General features: G+C 72.2%; 17 protein-coding genes. 6 read left to right on the top strand and 11 right to left on the bottom strand.

What is annotated here, in order from left to right; translation table 11 throughout:
* Positions 1-45: 45 nt before the first annotated feature.
* Positions 46-447 carry a hypothetical protein gene (locus ASD11_RS08230; protein WP_156464640.1) on the top strand — a complete coding sequence of 134 codons (402 nt, stop codon included), beginning with the start codon at positions 46-48 and terminating at the stop codon, positions 445-447.
* The gene (locus ASD11_RS08225) at positions 444-1,319 is read left to right on the top strand and encodes a serine/threonine-protein kinase (protein WP_082554236.1); all 876 of its coding nucleotides are present in this window, start codon (positions 444-446) and stop codon (positions 1,317-1,319) included. The genes ASD11_RS08230 and ASD11_RS08225 overlap by 4 nt, the downstream gene beginning before the upstream one ends.
* A 30-nt stretch (positions 1,320-1,349) precedes the next feature.
* Here the strand turns inward: ASD11_RS08225 and ASD11_RS08220 are convergent, their stop codons facing one another.
* The 6 genes from ASD11_RS08220 to ASD11_RS08195 all read right to left on the bottom strand — a co-directional run bounded on the left by ASD11_RS08220 (position 1,350) and on the right by ASD11_RS08195 (position 6,750).
* Entirely contained in the window at positions 1,350-2,009 is a 660-nt protein-coding gene (locus ASD11_RS08220; protein ID WP_056285681.1) for a response regulator transcription factor, read from the bottom strand.
* 7 nt (positions 2,010-2,016) lie between these two features.
* Positions 2,017-3,408 (bottom strand): sensor histidine kinase, encoded by a 1,392-nt coding sequence (locus tag ASD11_RS08215; protein WP_056285680.1) that lies wholly within the window; start codon positions 3,406-3,408, stop codon positions 2,017-2,019.
* Position 3,409: 1 nt separating this feature from the next.
* Positions 3,410-3,718, bottom strand: coding sequence for a hypothetical protein (locus tag ASD11_RS08210; RefSeq protein ID WP_056285677.1), 309 nt, complete (start codon positions 3,716-3,718; stop codon positions 3,410-3,412).
* 256 nt (positions 3,719-3,974) lie between these two features.
* Positions 3,975-4,637, bottom strand: a complete 663-nt coding sequence (locus ASD11_RS08205; RefSeq protein ID WP_056285674.1) for a response regulator transcription factor — start codon at positions 4,635-4,637, stop codon at positions 3,975-3,977.
* The gene (locus ASD11_RS08200) at positions 4,634-6,025 is read right to left on the bottom strand and encodes a sensor histidine kinase (RefSeq protein WP_056285672.1); all 1,392 of its coding nucleotides are present in this window, start codon (positions 6,023-6,025) and stop codon (positions 4,634-4,636) included. The genes ASD11_RS08205 and ASD11_RS08200 overlap by 4 nt, the downstream gene beginning before the upstream one ends.
* 44 nt (positions 6,026-6,069) lie before the next feature.
* Positions 6,070-6,750 carry a hypothetical protein gene (locus ASD11_RS08195; protein ID WP_056285669.1) on the bottom strand — a complete coding sequence of 227 codons (681 nt, stop codon included), beginning with the start codon at positions 6,748-6,750 and terminating at the stop codon, positions 6,070-6,072.
* Positions 6,751-6,825: 75 nt separating this feature from the next.
* On the opposite strand from ASD11_RS08195, the gene ASD11_RS08190 reads away from it, so the two are divergent.
* Positions 6,826-7,749: a bifunctional riboflavin kinase/FAD synthetase gene (locus ASD11_RS08190; protein ID WP_056285666.1), complete on the top strand. Its 924-nt coding sequence runs from the start codon at positions 6,826-6,828 to the stop codon at positions 7,747-7,749.
* 3 nt (positions 7,750-7,752) lie between these two features.
* Here ASD11_RS08190 and ASD11_RS08185 read toward each other — a convergent pair whose 3' ends face one another.
* The gene (locus ASD11_RS08185) at positions 7,753-8,625 is read right to left on the bottom strand and encodes an SGNH/GDSL hydrolase family protein (RefSeq protein WP_056285663.1); all 873 of its coding nucleotides are present in this window, start codon (positions 8,623-8,625) and stop codon (positions 7,753-7,755) included.
* A 224-nt stretch (positions 8,626-8,849) separates the two neighbouring features.
* Between ASD11_RS08185 and rpsO the strand changes: the two genes are divergently transcribed.
* From rpsO to dapB, 3 genes are all read left to right on the top strand, one after another.
* The gene (gene rpsO, locus ASD11_RS08180; RefSeq protein ID WP_442854194.1) at positions 8,850-9,089 is read left to right on the top strand and encodes a 30S ribosomal protein S15; all 240 of its coding nucleotides are present in this window, start codon (positions 8,850-8,852) and stop codon (positions 9,087-9,089) included.
* 244 nt (positions 9,090-9,333) lie between these two features.
* Complete coding sequence (locus tag ASD11_RS08175; RefSeq protein ID WP_056285656.1) at positions 9,334-11,568, top strand: polyribonucleotide nucleotidyltransferase; 2,235 nt, start codon at positions 9,334-9,336, stop codon at positions 11,566-11,568.
* 80 nt (positions 11,569-11,648) lie between these two features.
* Positions 11,649-12,392: a 4-hydroxy-tetrahydrodipicolinate reductase gene (gene dapB / locus ASD11_RS08170; RefSeq protein WP_082554234.1), complete on the top strand. Its 744-nt coding sequence runs from the start codon at positions 11,649-11,651 to the stop codon at positions 12,390-12,392.
* 133 nt (positions 12,393-12,525) lie between these two features.
* On the opposite strand, the gene ASD11_RS08165 is transcribed toward dapB, so the two are convergent.
* The 4 genes from ASD11_RS08165 to ASD11_RS08150 are packed head-to-tail and all read right to left on the bottom strand — an operon-like array spanning position 12,526 to position 14,529.
* The gene (locus ASD11_RS08165; protein ID WP_056285654.1) at positions 12,526-12,834 is read right to left on the bottom strand and encodes an AzlD domain-containing protein; all 309 of its coding nucleotides are present in this window, start codon (positions 12,832-12,834) and stop codon (positions 12,526-12,528) included.
* Positions 12,831-13,502 (bottom strand): AzlC family ABC transporter permease, encoded by a 672-nt coding sequence (locus ASD11_RS08160; RefSeq protein ID WP_056285651.1) that lies wholly within the window; start codon positions 13,500-13,502, stop codon positions 12,831-12,833. The genes ASD11_RS08165 and ASD11_RS08160 overlap by 4 nt, the downstream gene beginning before the upstream one ends.
* Complete coding sequence (locus ASD11_RS08155; RefSeq protein WP_056285650.1) at positions 13,499-14,035, bottom strand: GNAT family N-acetyltransferase; 537 nt, start codon at positions 14,033-14,035, stop codon at positions 13,499-13,501. The genes ASD11_RS08160 and ASD11_RS08155 overlap by 4 nt, the downstream gene beginning before the upstream one ends.
* A complete protein-coding gene (locus tag ASD11_RS08150) occupies positions 14,029-14,529 on the bottom strand; it encodes a hypothetical protein (RefSeq protein WP_056285649.1) in 501 nt (166 codons plus the stop codon). The genes ASD11_RS08155 and ASD11_RS08150 overlap by 7 nt, the downstream gene beginning before the upstream one ends.
* Positions 14,530-14,550: the final 21 nt, after the last annotated feature.

Raw genomic sequence — 14,550 nt, 5'->3', positions numbered from 1 at the left:
GTGGCCGACGACGCTGGATCCATCAACCCCACCGATGGAGGAACCATGAAGAACCTGGCACGCACCGGAATCGTCGCCGTCGCAGGCACGCTGGCCCTCGGCACCGCAGGATTCGCGATCGCGAGCGCCTCGGCGGCCGAGTCCTCGGACCCCGTCGCCAAGCGCGAGGACACCACCTCCGTCTGGACCACCGCGGTGGTCGACGATGACCACGACGACGCCACCGACGACGACGGGCCCACCCGCGTCACGGCCGGCACGACGGGCACCGTCAACACGATCGCCACGAAGAACACGGTGAACACCCTCAACACCAAGAACACCGTGAACACCCTCGACACGAAGAACACCACGGGCACCGTCCAGACGAAGAACACCGTCAAGACCGTCAACACCGCGCCGACCAAGAACACGGTCAGCACCGGCCCGACCAACCAGACGCGATGACCGTCGCGTCCCTGCCGACCCCGTCCGCGGGCGATCTCGTCGAGGGTGACGAGATCGCCCCCGGGCTCGTCGCGGTGAAGGAGCTCGGTGGAGGCACGCAGTTCGAGGCGTGGCTCGCGTTCGACGAACGCCTCCTCGCTCCCGTCGTCGCCAAGGTGCTCCGCCCGGGGCTGGCCGACGACGAGGACGCCCGGGCGGCCTACGGTCGCGAGCTGGAGCTCCTGTCCCGGCTCGGGCACCCCGGCATCACGCGCGTCTTCTCCTACGACGACGAGGCACCTCGCCCCTACCTCGTGATGGAGCACGTGGACGGCCCGACCCTCTCGCGTCTCATCTCCAAGAACGGCCCGGTCCCGGTCCACCAGCTGCTGCCCCTGGCCCTCGAGCTGGCGTCCGTCCTGCACTACCTCCACGGCGTCGGCCTGTGCCACCTCGACGTGAAGCCCAGCAACGTCATCATGGGAGCGCCCGCGCAGCTCATCGACTTCTCGGTGGCCCACTCCCTCGACGAGGCCGCGCGCCTCACGCATCCGGTCGGGAGCGACGAGTACATGGCTCCGGAGCAGTGCCGCCCGGGTGAGCGCGGGACCGTCGGGGCCGCCAGCGACGTCTGGGGTCTCGGAGCGACGCTCTTCCGTGCGGCGGCGGGCTTCAGGGCGTTCGACCGGGAGCCTCGGTGGTCGCAGCTGGAGGACGCGGCCAAGCCGCTGCCCGACTTCGTGCCTCGGCCCGTGGCCGAGATCATCGAGGCCTGCCTGGTGCCCGAGCCCGACGCCAGGCCCACCCCGCGCGAGGTCGTCGACCAGGTGGAGCCGCTGCTCGCCCGTCTGCCCGCCGCGCGGCTCTCGGGCTTCAGCCTCAAGCGCCTCTGACGCCGACCGACCGCGACCGCGGGGGTCCGGTCAGTCGACCCGGTAGCCGAGGCCGCGCACGGTGGTCACGAGGTCCGCACCGAGCTTCTTGCGCAGGTAGCCCACGTAGACGTCGACGACGTTGGACCCCGGGTCGAAGTCGTAGCCCCAGACGCGTGACAGCAGCTGCTCCCGCGACAGGACCTGGCCACGGTGCTCCATGAGGACCTGGGCCAGCGAGAGCTCCCGCGCGGACAGCTCCACCTCACGGTCGGCCACGAAGGCGCGACGCCGGCGGAGGTCGATCCGCACGTCACCCGCGACCAGGTCGTCCTCGACCGCTGCAGCCGAGCGTGACCGCAGGCGCAGGCGGATCCTCGCGAGCAGCTCGTCGAAGCGGAACGGCTTGCTCATGTAGTCGGCGGCACCGCCGTCGAGCGCCTGGACCGTGTCGGTCACGGAGTCGCGGGCCGTCAGCATGATGACAGGGAGGTCGGGCCGCTCGGACGAGAGCCGGTCGAGGACGGCGTGGCCGTCCATGCCGGGGAGCCCGATGTCGAGCACCACCAGGTCGAACTCGCCGGTGAGGGCGTAGTCGAGCCCGGTGATCCCGTCGGCCACGACGGTGGGCGTGTATCCCTCGGCCTTGAGCCCCTTGGCCACGAAGGAGGCGATGCGGTCCTCGTCCTCGACCACCAGGATCCGGCTCATGGCACCATCACGGTCCTTCCAGGGGGAGGGCGAGACGGAAGGTCGCGCCGGTCTCGGGGGTGGCCGGGTCGAGCCTGACAGTACCGCCATGGGCCTCGGCGATGGCCGACACGATGGACAGGCCCAGGCCGAAGCCCTCGGAGCTGCCCGCCTGGGTGAAGCGCTGGAAGACGCGGTCGCGCAGCTCCTCGGGGACGCCCGACCCGGTGTCTCGGACCCAGAGCTCGAGCGTGCTCCCGTGCACGGCCGCGCCGAGGCCGATCTCCTCGCCGACGGCGGTGTGCCGGGCGGCGTTGTCAGCGAGCTGCAGCATGGCCTGGGTGATGCGCTGCACGTCGAGCACCGCCGTCAGCTCCGGCGCCGCGTCGACGGTCCACCGTCGATCGGCCAGCCCGCGGGCCCGCTCCACGAGGCCGACCACGAGCAGCGAGACGTCGGACGGCTCCGCCTTCACGAAGTCGGGCCGTTCGGCCTTGGCGAGCAGCAGGAGGTCCGAGACGAGGCGCGCCATCCGCTCGGTCTCGTCGAGCAGCATCGAGCGTGTGGCGGCCACGTCCGCGGGGTCGTGGACGTCGAGGACCTCCAGGTGCCCCTGCAGCACGGTCAGCGGCGTGCGGAGCTCGTGGGCGGCGTCGTCGAGCAGGTGACGCTGGGCGGCGAAGGCGTCCTCCAGGCGGTCGAGCATGGCGTTGAAGGTGCGCTGGAGGTCGGCGAGGTCGTCGTGGCCCGTCACCTCGAGCCGGCGGTGCAGGTCGCCACCGGTGATGCTCTGGGCGGCGTCGCGCAGCTCCGTCACCGGGCGGAGCAGCCGTCCGGCGAGCCACGAGGAGAAGGCGGCGACGAGCAGCACCGAGAGCGCTCCGATGAGCGCATAGGTGAGCATGAGCTCGCGCAGCGGCTCGCGCGTGGCCGACACGTCGTGGGTCACGACGAGGGAGGCTCGGGCCGTGCCCTGGTTGATGGGCTGGACGGCGATCCGGTACTCCCGGCCGGCGACGTCGAGGCTGAACAGGCCGCCGGTGCCGCGGGCCAGCGAGGCGAGGTCGGGGGAGCGGCGCAGGCTGGCCTCAGGGCTGCCCACGTAGACCGCGGTTCCCTCGCGGGGGAAGGACCACAGGGTCTCGTCGGGGTCGGGGAGGTTGCGCGAGAGGAAGACCTCGAGCAGGCGGTCGGGCGAGGCGAACGGCTTCTGCGTCTCGGGGTCGCGTCCCTCGACCTGGAGCGCGCGGAGCTCGCCGACCTCCTGGGTGAGGGTCGCGTCGATGGACTGCGTGGTCCGGCGGGCCTCGAGGAGGTAGAGCGCGGACCCCACCACGAGCAGGACGAGGGCGGTGAGTGCGGCCACGGCGATCGTCAGGCGCTGGCGGACGGTCAGCGACTGGAGACGGGGGCGCGTCATCTCAGTCGTCGAACCTGTCGTCGGGGTCGTCCGGCTCGTCGTCATCGTCATCATCATCGTCGTCGATGGTCCGGGGGGTGGGAGTGGCCTGGACGGGAGCGGTGGCACTGGGCCGGGCGGTGGGCTCGGCCGACGCGGTCGGCCCGGGGGTGGCCGTGCCGGCGGTGCCGGGGACCACGACGGGGGCGAAGTCACCCTCCGGGGGCTTCTGCGTGGCGCTGACCCGGCTCACGACCAGCACCACCAGGACCCCCACGAGGACCGCCGAGGCCAGGGCCAGGGCGATACGGGGGAGGCGTGCGGCGGGCATGGCACCCAGCCTGCACCACCTCGTGCGGCTCCGGATGAGGTCCCGATGAGAGTCCTCTTAGGTCAGGGCTCTCATGCGACCTTCATCGCGTCTTCATGTGGGGCGGCGAGGATGGAGGGGACATGACAGTAGTGGTCATGGCCGACATGGGCCGTGACTGATCTCCCCACCGAGGGGCCGCGCACCTCCCTGGCGCGGCCCCTCGGTCATGTCCGGGGCAGTTCGCAGCGCCCGCAGCGCCCGCAGCGCCCGCGGCTCAGTCGGCCACGCGGTAGCCGATGCCGCGGACCGTGCGGATCGCGTCGGCGCCCAGCTTGCGACGCACCGCCGCCACGTGGACGTCGACGACGTTGGACCCCAGCTCGGCGTCGACGCCCCAGACGCGGTCACGGAGCTGGTCGCGGCTCAGCACCTGGCCGCGGTGCTGCGCCAGGACGGTGAGGAGGGCGAGCTCGCGGGCCGACAGCTCCACCTCGACGTCGTGGAGCCACACCCGACGCGCCCGCAGGTCGAGGCGCACGGGGCCGAGCAGCAACGTGTCGGGCTCGGCGGAGCGCGGCGCGGACTGCAGCCGGAGCCTGATGCGGGCGACGAGCTCGCCGAAGCCGAAGGGCTTGGCCACGTGGTCGGCGGCGCCGCCCTCGAGCGCGGCGATCGTGTCGCGCGGCGTGGTGCGGGCCGTGAGGACGATGACGGGCAGACCGGGTCGTTCACGGCGGATCCACTCCAGGACCTCCAGGCCGTCGATGTCGGGCAGCCCGAGGTCGAGGAGCACGAGGTCCAGCTCGTAGGCCTGCAGGAAGGCGATGGCGTCCCGTCCGAGGGAGACGGCCGTCGTGCTGAACCCCTCGGCGCCGAGCCCCTGCTCCAGGAACTCGACGATCCGTCGCTCGTCCTCCACGACCAGGATGCGGTTCATGCGAGGCCTCGCGAGGTCTCACCGGCGGGAGTGGTCGGCAGGACCAGCACGAAGCGAGCTCCTGGCACGTCGGCATCGAGCTCCACGTGACCCCCGTGGCCGTCGGCGATCGCCGCGACGATCGAGAGACCGAGGCCGTGGTGCCCCAGGTCGTCGGTCTCCTGGCGGTCCCGTCGGCCGCGACCGAACCGCTGGAAGACGACCTCGCGGTCCTCCTCGGCCACGCCGGGTCCGTCGTCGTGGACCCAGAGCCGGACGAGGTCGCGGTCCTGCTCGGCGCCGATCTCGATCCGACCGCCCTCCTCGGTGTGCCGCACGGCGTTGTCCACGAGCTGCAGGAGGGCCTGCGTCACGATCTCGTCGTCGAGTCGCACCGTGGAGCTGGACCGGGCGGCCCGGACCCACGTGCGCGCGGCCATGACCTCGGCCTTGGACACGACGTCGTCGACGAGGCGGTCCAGCCGCACCGGGACCCGCCGCAGGAAGTCCGGCCGCTGGGTCTGGGCGAGCAGCAGGAGGTCCTCCACGAGCCGGCTCATCCGAGCCACCTCGTCGAGCAGGAGCTCACGCGTGCGGTCGACCTTGGCCGGTTGGTGGGCATCGAGGATCTCGAGGTGGCCGCGCAGCACCGTCAGGGGAGTGCGGAGCTCGTGCCCCACGTCGTCGAGCAGTCCCCGCTGGGACGCGAAGGCCCGCTCGAGGCGGTCGAGCATGGCGTTGACGGTGCGCTGGAGGGAGGCGACGTCGTCGGTCCCGCTCTCGGGGACCCGGCTCGTGAGGTCGGACGCACCGATGAGCTCGGCCGTGGCGCTGAGACGACGCAGCGGGAGGAGCACCCGCCCGGCGGTGGACCAGGCGAGGGCGATCACGAGGACCAGCACGGCCAGCGAGACGAGCATGAAGGTCCGCACGAGGTCGTCGACCGTCGTCGTGGACGCTGCCTCGTCGTGTGCCACGACCAGGTATCCGGCGCCGGTGGCGTCGGGCGCGGCCACGGCGGCGACGGTGTACGCACGTCCCTGCGCGGTGGTCCTGGACATGTCCGCGGCCGCGGCCTGGGGGGCTCCCCGGGCTCCACGGGACAACGCTCGGGCCTGGTCGCGGACGGCCGGGTCGCCACTGGAGCGGAGCGACCCGTCGCGGTGCACCGCCACCAGGCCCTGGCCCGAGGGCGGAAGAGCCCGCTCGAGGAAGGCGTCGAGCAGCACGTCGGCATCGGTGTACCGGTCGCCGGTGGCGGGATCGGTGCCACGGGCGGCGAGGTCCCTGAAGGCCGCGAGGGTCTGGTTGATCTCGGTCGCGGCGTCGGAGTCGACCCGGTGCTGGACCACGGTCCTGAGTGCCACGCCGATGACCGCGAGCCCGAGCACCGTGAGCACGGCCACCATGAGCGTCAACCGGTGCCGGATGGACCAGCGCGGCTGGCCCCGGTTCAGCGGTGGGCTCCGTGACGGTGACGGTGGTGCCGGTGGTGGTGACCACGAGGGCGGCGCTCGTGCGAGGCGTGGTCGCCTCGCGAGGCCCGGCGGTGGGTCCGTGCCTCGGAGCGGGACCGGTCAGCGGACGAGCGGGACGCGCGAGCGGCGGCGCGCGACGATCGGTCTGCGGCGCGCGACGATCGGTCTGTCACCCGGTCGCGGCCTCCGGCGCGGCTGACGGTCGTCGTGGCACGGGGCCCGTCGGTGCCGGTGGCGCCGCCGGGGGTGGTGGAGGAGGTGGTCGCCTCGGTGGCCCGGGGGCTCGCGACCGGGCTCGGTGACCCGGTGGCCGTCGCCACGGACGCGGTGGTCGGCCGGTCGGTGGGCGCGTCCGCGGCACCGGAGGACTCGGCGGCGCTGCCGGCGGACTCCTCGGAGGCGGTCGCCGCAGTGGAGGGTGCTACCTCCGCGGTGTCGACGAGGCCGACGGGCGGTGCCGGGACGGGCGCGCCGGCCCGCGGGGGCAGCAGCGCGTCCTGGACGAAGGGTGGCTCCGCCGGTGCGGCCGGGAGTGCGTCGGCCGCGCGGGTGTCGGCGCCGGGCAGCGGGCCGGGATCGAGGCGGAACCCGATGACCGTGCCGAGCAGCAGCACCACGACGGTGGCGACCACGAGCGGACGACGGGACGGTTCCATGGCACTACCGTGCCTCATGAGGGGGCCAGGCGGAAGGCGCATCGGTGGTGGTGTGGCAGAGTTTCTGACGTGACGATGTGGCGTGCGGTCGAGGGAAGCTCGACGACCGAGCAGCGCGGACCGTCGGCCGTGACCATCGGCTCGTTCGACGGCGTCCACCGAGGGCACCAGGCGGTCCTCGCCGCCACGCGTGCAGCGTCCGGCGGGCTGCCGGTCGTGGCCGTCACGTTCGACCCCCATCCGATGGCCGTCCTCGCGCCGGAGCGGGAGCCGCGCCGGCTCACCACCATCGAGCGGCGCGTCGCGCTGCTGCACGAGCACGGCGCCGACGAGGTGCGCGTCCTCGCCTTCGACCGCGAGATGGCTGCGTGGTCACCGGAGGAGTTCGTCGAGCGCACGCTCGTCGACGCCCTCAGCGCCTCCACGGTCGCCGTGGGGGAGAACTTCCGGTTCGGCTCCAGGGCCTCCGGCACGTGCGACGTGCTGCGGCGCCTGGGTGCCGAGCACGACTTCACCGTCACTGCCCTGTCCCTCGCGGGCGACGAGACCCCGTTCTCCTCGTCGTTGGTGCGGTCGTACGTGGCCGACGGCGAGCTCGCGGCCGCCGCCCAGGTGCTGGGCCGCCCGCACGAGGTCTCCGGCATCGTGAGCCGCGGCGACCAGCGCGGCCGCGAGCTCGGGTTCCCCACCGCCAACGTGCCGGTCGACGAGAGCTACGCCGTCCCGCCCGACGGCGTGTACGCCGGACGTGTCGTGACCGGTTCCGAGTCGTTGCCCGCAGCCATCTCGGTGGGCACCAACCCGACGTTCGAGGGCGTCGTCGGTCGTCGCGTCGAGTCCTATGTCATCGACCACGGCCACGACCTCGCGCTGTACGACCAGCACGTCCGGGTCGAGCTGGTGAAGCGGCTGCGCGGCATGGTGGCGTTCGGGTCCGTCGAGTCCCTCGTCGCCCAGATGCACCGCGACGTCCGCGACGCACGCACCGTCCTCGGCTAGACCTCAGCCGGTGAGGGCCTTCTCCACCGCGGAGGCGACGGCCCGCATCCCGGCGGCGCGCGGGTGCAGCGTGATGCCGTCGTCGGCCGCCGGCCGGAGCCCGTTGGTCCATGCGTCCGCGCCGGCGCACGCGTCGTGGCCGTCGGAGGCCCGGCTCATCGACACGTAGGTGACGTCGGCCGAGCGGGCCGCGTCGGCGAGCATGGTGTCGAGTGCGCGCTCACCGGCGGCCACGCCAGCAGCGTCGAACGCGGCTCCACCGAGCGTGGAGCACGTGCCTGACCCAGGTGCGATGCGCAGGTAGCCCACCAGGAGCACCTGGGCCCGCGGCGCTCGGCCCTTGACCGCCTCGAGCGCCGAGACGACCCGTCCCGAGGTGCTGGCCAGGACCGAGGGCAAGGTGTTCTGCAGGTAGGCCGAGCACGAGGCGACGTCGGAGGTGCAGGCCCGCGAGAGTGCTGCGAACAGGCCGGAGTCGTTGCCGCCGATGCCGAGGGTCACGAGTCCGGTCCGGTCCGACACCGCCTCGAGCTGGGGCGGGTTGAACCCGCCCTCCACGACGTCGGACGTGGTGGCGCCGGAGCAGCTCACGTCGGTGAAGGACGAGGCGCGCACCTGCGACGCCACCAGCGAGGGGTAGTTCTTCTCGGACCTGATGCAGAGCCCGGAGTCGGGGTCGACGGGCTCGATGCCCGGGCCCGCCGTGAACGAGTCGCCGAGGGCGACGTAGGCGGGGCCGTCCGCGGCGGGCGGGGCGCTCGATGCGCTGCGCGACGAGGTGGCGGTGGGCGCGGTGGGTCCGTCGGTGGAGGTGCAGCCGGACACGAGCAGCGCCACGGCGAGGAGGACGGCCGGGACCGCACGCGTGGGGCTCACCGCTCGGACGCTACCCCGCACGACCACACCCCGCGCCGCGCTGGGGCTGCGGCGATTCGCCCGGGCGCCCGGTGCGCTGATATCCTGGTCGCTGCCGTGCAATCGGCCACGGATCGTAGTGCCCCGGTGAACAGGCCCGGGCGCGCCGTGCAACGAAACCCTCAGGAGAGAAAGTGTCGAAGAAGACTGCTGCGCCCACAGTTGCGGGCGTCGCCAAGGAAGACATCATCAAGCAGTACGCACTCAGCGACGGCGACACCGGATCTCCCGAGGTCCAGATCGCCCTGCTGACCGCTCGTATCTCGCACCTGACCGGTCACCTGCAGGAGCACAAGCACGACCACCACAGCCGTCGTGGTCTGCTCCTCCTGGTCGGCCAGCGTCGCCGCCTCCTGAACTACCTGCAGAACGACGACATCGAGCGCTACCGCTCGCTCATCGAGCGTCTCGGTCTGCGTCGCTGACCACGGACCAGGCGGTCACCCTCGGGTGACCGCCTGATCTGCATCACCCACAACTTCATAACCACTCAAGGACGAGAGCCAGGCACGCTCGCTCGGTCCTCGGTAGTGGCCTTCGGGACCCGCCTCGTCGGGTCAGCCCGCGGGCCTCGATCGAAGACCGGCACCCACGCTGAGAGTCAGCGTGACACCCGCCTGCCTGCGTCTCGTCCCACACCAGCGGGCTGAGCCCGCGGAAGGGACATCCATGTCGGATTCCACACTTCACTCCGTCGAGACCACCATCGACAACGGCCGTTTCGGCACCCGCAAGATCCGTTTCGAGACCGGCCTCCTGGCCCGTCAGGCCGCCGGCTCCGTCGCGGCCTTCCTCGACGACGACACCATGCTGCTGTCGGCCACCACGGCCGGCAAGCACCCCAAGGACCACTTCGACTTCTTCCCCCTGACGATCGACGTCGAGGAGCGGATGTACGCCGCGGGCCAGATCCCCGGCTCGTTCTTCCGTCGTGAGGGTCGCCCCAGCGAGGACGCCATCCTCACGTGCCGTCTCATCGACCGCCCGCTGCGCCCCACCTTCAAGAAGGGCCTGCGCAACGAGGTCCAGGTCGTCATCACGGTCCTGGCGCTCAACCCCGACGCCCCCTACGACGTGCTGGCCATCAACGCCGCCTCCGCGTCCACCCAGATCTCGGGCCTGCCGTTCACCGGCCCCATCGGCGCCACGCGCGTCGCGCTCATCGACGGTGAGTGGGTCGCCTTCCCGACGCACAGCCAGCTCGAGGAGGCCGTGTTCGACATGGTCGTCGCGGGTCGCATCGCCGGCGACGACGTCGCCATCATGATGGTCGAGGCCGAGTCCACCGAGAACACGTGGGACCTCGTCCAGTCGGGCGTCCAGGCGCCCACCGAGGAGATCGTGGCCGGCGGCCTCGACGCCTCCAAGGCCGTCATCCGTCAGCTGTGCGAGGCCCAGGCCACGCTGGCCGAGGCCGCTGCCAAGCCCGTCCGCGACTTCCCGGTCTTCCTGGACTTCCAGGACGACGTGTACGTCGCCGTCGCCGCCGTCGCCTCGGGCCCGCTGTCCGAGGCCCTCACGATCGTGAGCAAGGCCGACCGCGAGGAGCGCGAGTCCGAGATCAAGGCCGACGTCCTCGACCAGATCGGTGACCAGTTCGAGGGTCGCGAGAAGGAGGTCGGCGCCGCCCTGCGTGCCGTCACCAAGAACCTCGTGCGCCAGCGCGTCCTCAAGGACAAGGTCCGCATCGACGGCCGTGGCCTCGCCGACATCCGCGAGCTCTCGGCCGAGGTCGGCATCGTGCCCCGCGTCCACGGCTCGGCCCTGTTCCAGCGTGGCGAGACCCAGATCATGGGCATCACGACGCTGAACATGCTCGACCTGGAGCAGAAGCTCGACACGCTCTCGCCCGAGAAGACGCGTCGCTACATGCACAACTACAACTTCCCGCCGTTCTCGACCGGTGAGACCGGTCGCGTGGGCTCGCCCAAGCGTCGCGAGATCGGTCACGGCGCGCTCGCCGGCCGCGCGCTGCTGCCGGTGCTCCCCACCCGCGCGGAGTTCCCGTACGCCATCCGCCAGGTCTCCGAGGCGCTGAGCTCCAACGGCTCCACGTCCATGGGCTCCGTCTGCGCGTCCACCCTGGGCCTGCTCAACGCCGGTGTGCCGCTGCGCGCGCCGGTCGCGGGCATCGCCATGGGGCTCATCTCCGGCGAGGTCGACGGCCAGCAGGAGTTCGTCACGCTGACCGACATCCTCGGTGCCGAGGACGCCTTCGGCGACATGGACTTCAAGGTCGCCGGAACCCGTGAGTTCGTCACGGCCCTGCAGCTCGACACCAAGCTCGACGGCATCCCCGCCGACGTGCTGCGTGGCGCGCTCACCCAGGCCCGCGACGCCCGCTTCGCGATCCTCGACGTCATGGCCGAGGCCATCGACGAGCCCGACGAGATGAGCCCGTACGCACCGCGGATCATCACGGTGAAGATCCCGGTCGACAAGATCGGCGAGGTCATCGGCCCGAAGGGCAAGATGATCAACCAGATCCAGGACGACACCGGCGCCAAGATCTCGATCGACGACGACGGAACCGTCTTCGTCGGCGCCGACAACGGCGAGTCGGCCGAGGCCGCTCGTCAGGCTATCAACGCGATCGCCAACCCGACGATGCCCGAGGTCGGCGAGCGCTACCTCGGCACGGTCGTCAAGACGGTCGACTTCGGCGCGTTCATCTCGCTGCTCCCGGGCAAGGACGGACTGCTGCACATCAGCAAGCTCCGCGACCTCAACGGTGGCCAGCGCGTCAACAACGTCGAGGACGTCCTGAGCGTCGGTCAGAAGATCCAGGTCGAGATCGCCGAGCTCGGCGACCGCGGCAAGCTCTCGCTCATCCCCGTCACGGGTGACGTGCCGGAGTCGGCGGAGCCCGCCGAGCTCGTGGCCGAGGAGCCGGCCGACGTCTGATCGTCAGCCCTGATCGAGGCCCTCGCACCCACCGGGTGCGGGGGCCTCGTCACGTCTGCGCCCCCGATAGGCTCCACCGCATGACGCGTGTGGCAGTGCTGGGGGCGAAGGGACGCATGGGCTCCACGTCCGTGCAGGCGATCGAGGCGGCCGACGGCCTGGAGCTCGCGGTCGGCATCGACCTCGGTGACTCGCTCGACCTGGTCACCGAGCAGTCGGCCGACGTCGCGCTGGTCTTCACCACGCCCGACGTCGCGCTCGACCAGGTCTTCTGGCTCGTGGAGCGTGGGGTCCACGTCGTGATCGGCACGTCGGGGTTCGACGAGGAGCGCACGAGCCGGGTCGACGCCGTGCTCGCCGACCACCCGGGCGTCGGGGTGCTCGTGGTCCCTAACTTCTCCATCGGAGCCGTCCTCATGATGAAGTTCGCCGGCCTCGCGGCCCCGTTCTTCGAGTCGGTCGAGGTCATCGAGATGCATCACCCCCAGAAGGTCGACGCGCCGTCGGGCACGGCCACGCGCACCGCCGAGGTCATCGCGGCCGCGCGGGAGGCCGCGGGCTCCGCGCCGCTGCCCGACGCCACCACCACCGACCCCGACGGCGCCCGCGGGGCCACCGTGGCCGGCATCCCTGTGCACGCCGTCCGCGCCCGCGGCTTCATCGCCTCGCAGGAGGTCATCCTCGGCGGCGAGGGCGAGATCCTCTCGCTGCGCCACGACTCCTCCACGCGCGAGTCGTTCATGCCCGGCGTCGTCGCGGCCCTGCGCTGGGCGCCCGAGCACGCGGGCGTCACCGTCGGCCTCGAGCCCGTCCTCGGCCTCTGACCCCAACGCGTCCCCGCCCCGCCCCACCCCACCCTGCCCCGTCCCCGCCCCGTCCCCGCCCCGTCCCCGCTGAGTGTGACGTTCGAGGGGTCAGAACGCCGTCCTGACCCCTCGAACGTCACACTCAGCGGGGTCAGAGGCGGAGGAGGGCGGCCACGAGGGCGGCTCCGGCCACCACCGGCAGGAACGGCACGCGCAGGCAGAGCAGCACGAACGCCACCGCGAGTCCCGCGAGTCGCGCGTCCACCACGACGTCGCGGCCCGTCGCGAGGACCTGCACGGCGATCAGCGCGCCGAGCAGGGCCACCGGGATGAGGTCAGTGGCCCGCCGCGTCAGCGGATGGGCCAGCAACCGCTCCGGCACGGACAGCCCGGCGAGCTTGAGGGCGTAGCAGCCCACGACCACGAGCCCGATGCCCAGCCACACGCTCCCGGGGCTCACGCGGCAGCTCCTCGCCGCAGGACCAGGCCCAGCGCGACGGCCACGGCGCCGCCGGCGATGATCGGCAGCCCGGCCGCGGTGAAGGGCACGAGGCCCAGCGCCACAGCAGCACCCAGCAGCGCGACCCCGCGGTTGGACCACGAGGTGAGCCGCGGCCACAGCAGACCGAGGAACGCCGCACCCACGGCCGCGTCGAGCCCGTACGTCCGGGGGTCGCCGATCGCATTGCCCGCCAACGCACCCACCAGGGTCATGAGGTTCCACAGGACGAAGATCGAGATGCCGGTCCAGTAGAAGCCCGTGCGCGCGGACTCGTCGTCGGTCTGGGCGACGGCCATCGCGGTGGACTCGTCGATCACGAGGTGCGCCGTGGCCGCCTTGCGCCAGCCCCGCACCCGGAGACGGTCGGCGATGCTCAGCCCGTAGAAGAGGTTGCGGCTGCCGAGCAGGACGCCGGTCAGCGCGCCGGTGACCGGGTTGCCGCCGGACGCCACCACCCCGACGAACGCGAACTGCGTGGCACCCGTGAAGGCAAGGAGCGACAGCGCGCAGGTCTGCAGGACCGTGAGGCCCGACGAAGTGGACAGGGCGCCGAAGGCCACGCCGTAGGCGCCGGTGGCCACCCCCACGCCCAGGGAGTCGGCCACGACCCTGGTGGGCCGTCTCATCCGATCGTGGTGTGCAGGCGCACCTGCTTCAGCCGAGCCTCTCCGGACTCGTCGGCCAGCTCGCGGTGCGCCCCGTCGGGCTCCCAGCCGGTGGCCGTGACGAAGCCACGCAACGCGTCGTCGGTGGAGCCGACCCACCAGCGCACCCGGGTGAAGCCGTCGGCACGCAGCGTGTCGATGGCGGCCTGGAGAAGGCGGGACCCGTGCCCGACACCGCGGTGGGCAGCATCGACGACGAGCTCACCCACCTCGCCGTCGGTGACCGGGTCGGCGTCGGCGTCGGCGCTGGGGTGCACCAGCACGAACCCGCGGACCGTGGCGTGCTCGAGCCCCACGAGCGCGCGCACACGGGCGTCCGGAGGACGTTCCAGGAGCAGCGCCCACCGCTCGAGCAGGACCTCGGGGTCCAGCTCCTCGACGCCGTCGGGCACGACCTCGCCGTAGGCCTCGCGCCACGAGGCGATCTGGAGCCGGGTGATCGCCGCGGCGTCGTCGGGCCAGGCCAGCCGAGCGCTGACGTCGGCCGTCACCACCCGCGGAAGCCGTCGACGAGCCGGGAGTCGGCGCCCTCGGTCTCGAGGATCGCCGCGGTCATGGACACGTTGCGCAGGCTCGGCCACAGCTCGAAGACCAGGAGGGCGAAGCCGGGAAGGCCGCCGATCACGATGGGCCACGCGGCCCAGCTGCCGAGGAACGACCAGGGGAAGATCGACCAGATGATGGCGGCCTCGCAGATCATGAGGCGCCGCACGCTGTGCGCCGCGAACACGCCGACGGCGATGCGCTCGTTCTCCTGCGGGTCCTCCGCCGGGTCGAGCGGGTCGGTCTTGAGCCAGACCTGCTCGGCGAAGTAGGCCGCGACCCCGACGGGCACGAGCAGCACCACGAAGACCCACCACGGCGGGAGGTCGGCGTCGGTGCCGTCGAGGGCCCAGAAGATGAGGAGCAGGAACCCGGCCGTCAGCGCCAGCTGGAGGAGCGCGAACGTCCGGACCTCGCTGGGCGTCGCCTCGTAGTCGGTGGACATGGGAGCGAGTTTCGCACACCG

Origin of the sequence: Aeromicrobium sp. Root495 (assembly GCF_001426755.1) — a bacterium.
Classification (GTDB): Bacteria; Actinomycetota; Actinomycetes; order Propionibacteriales; family Nocardioidaceae; genus Aeromicrobium.
The sequence above is the reverse complement of the archived record's forward strand: the minus strand, read 5'-3'. Positions and strand labels throughout refer to the sequence as shown.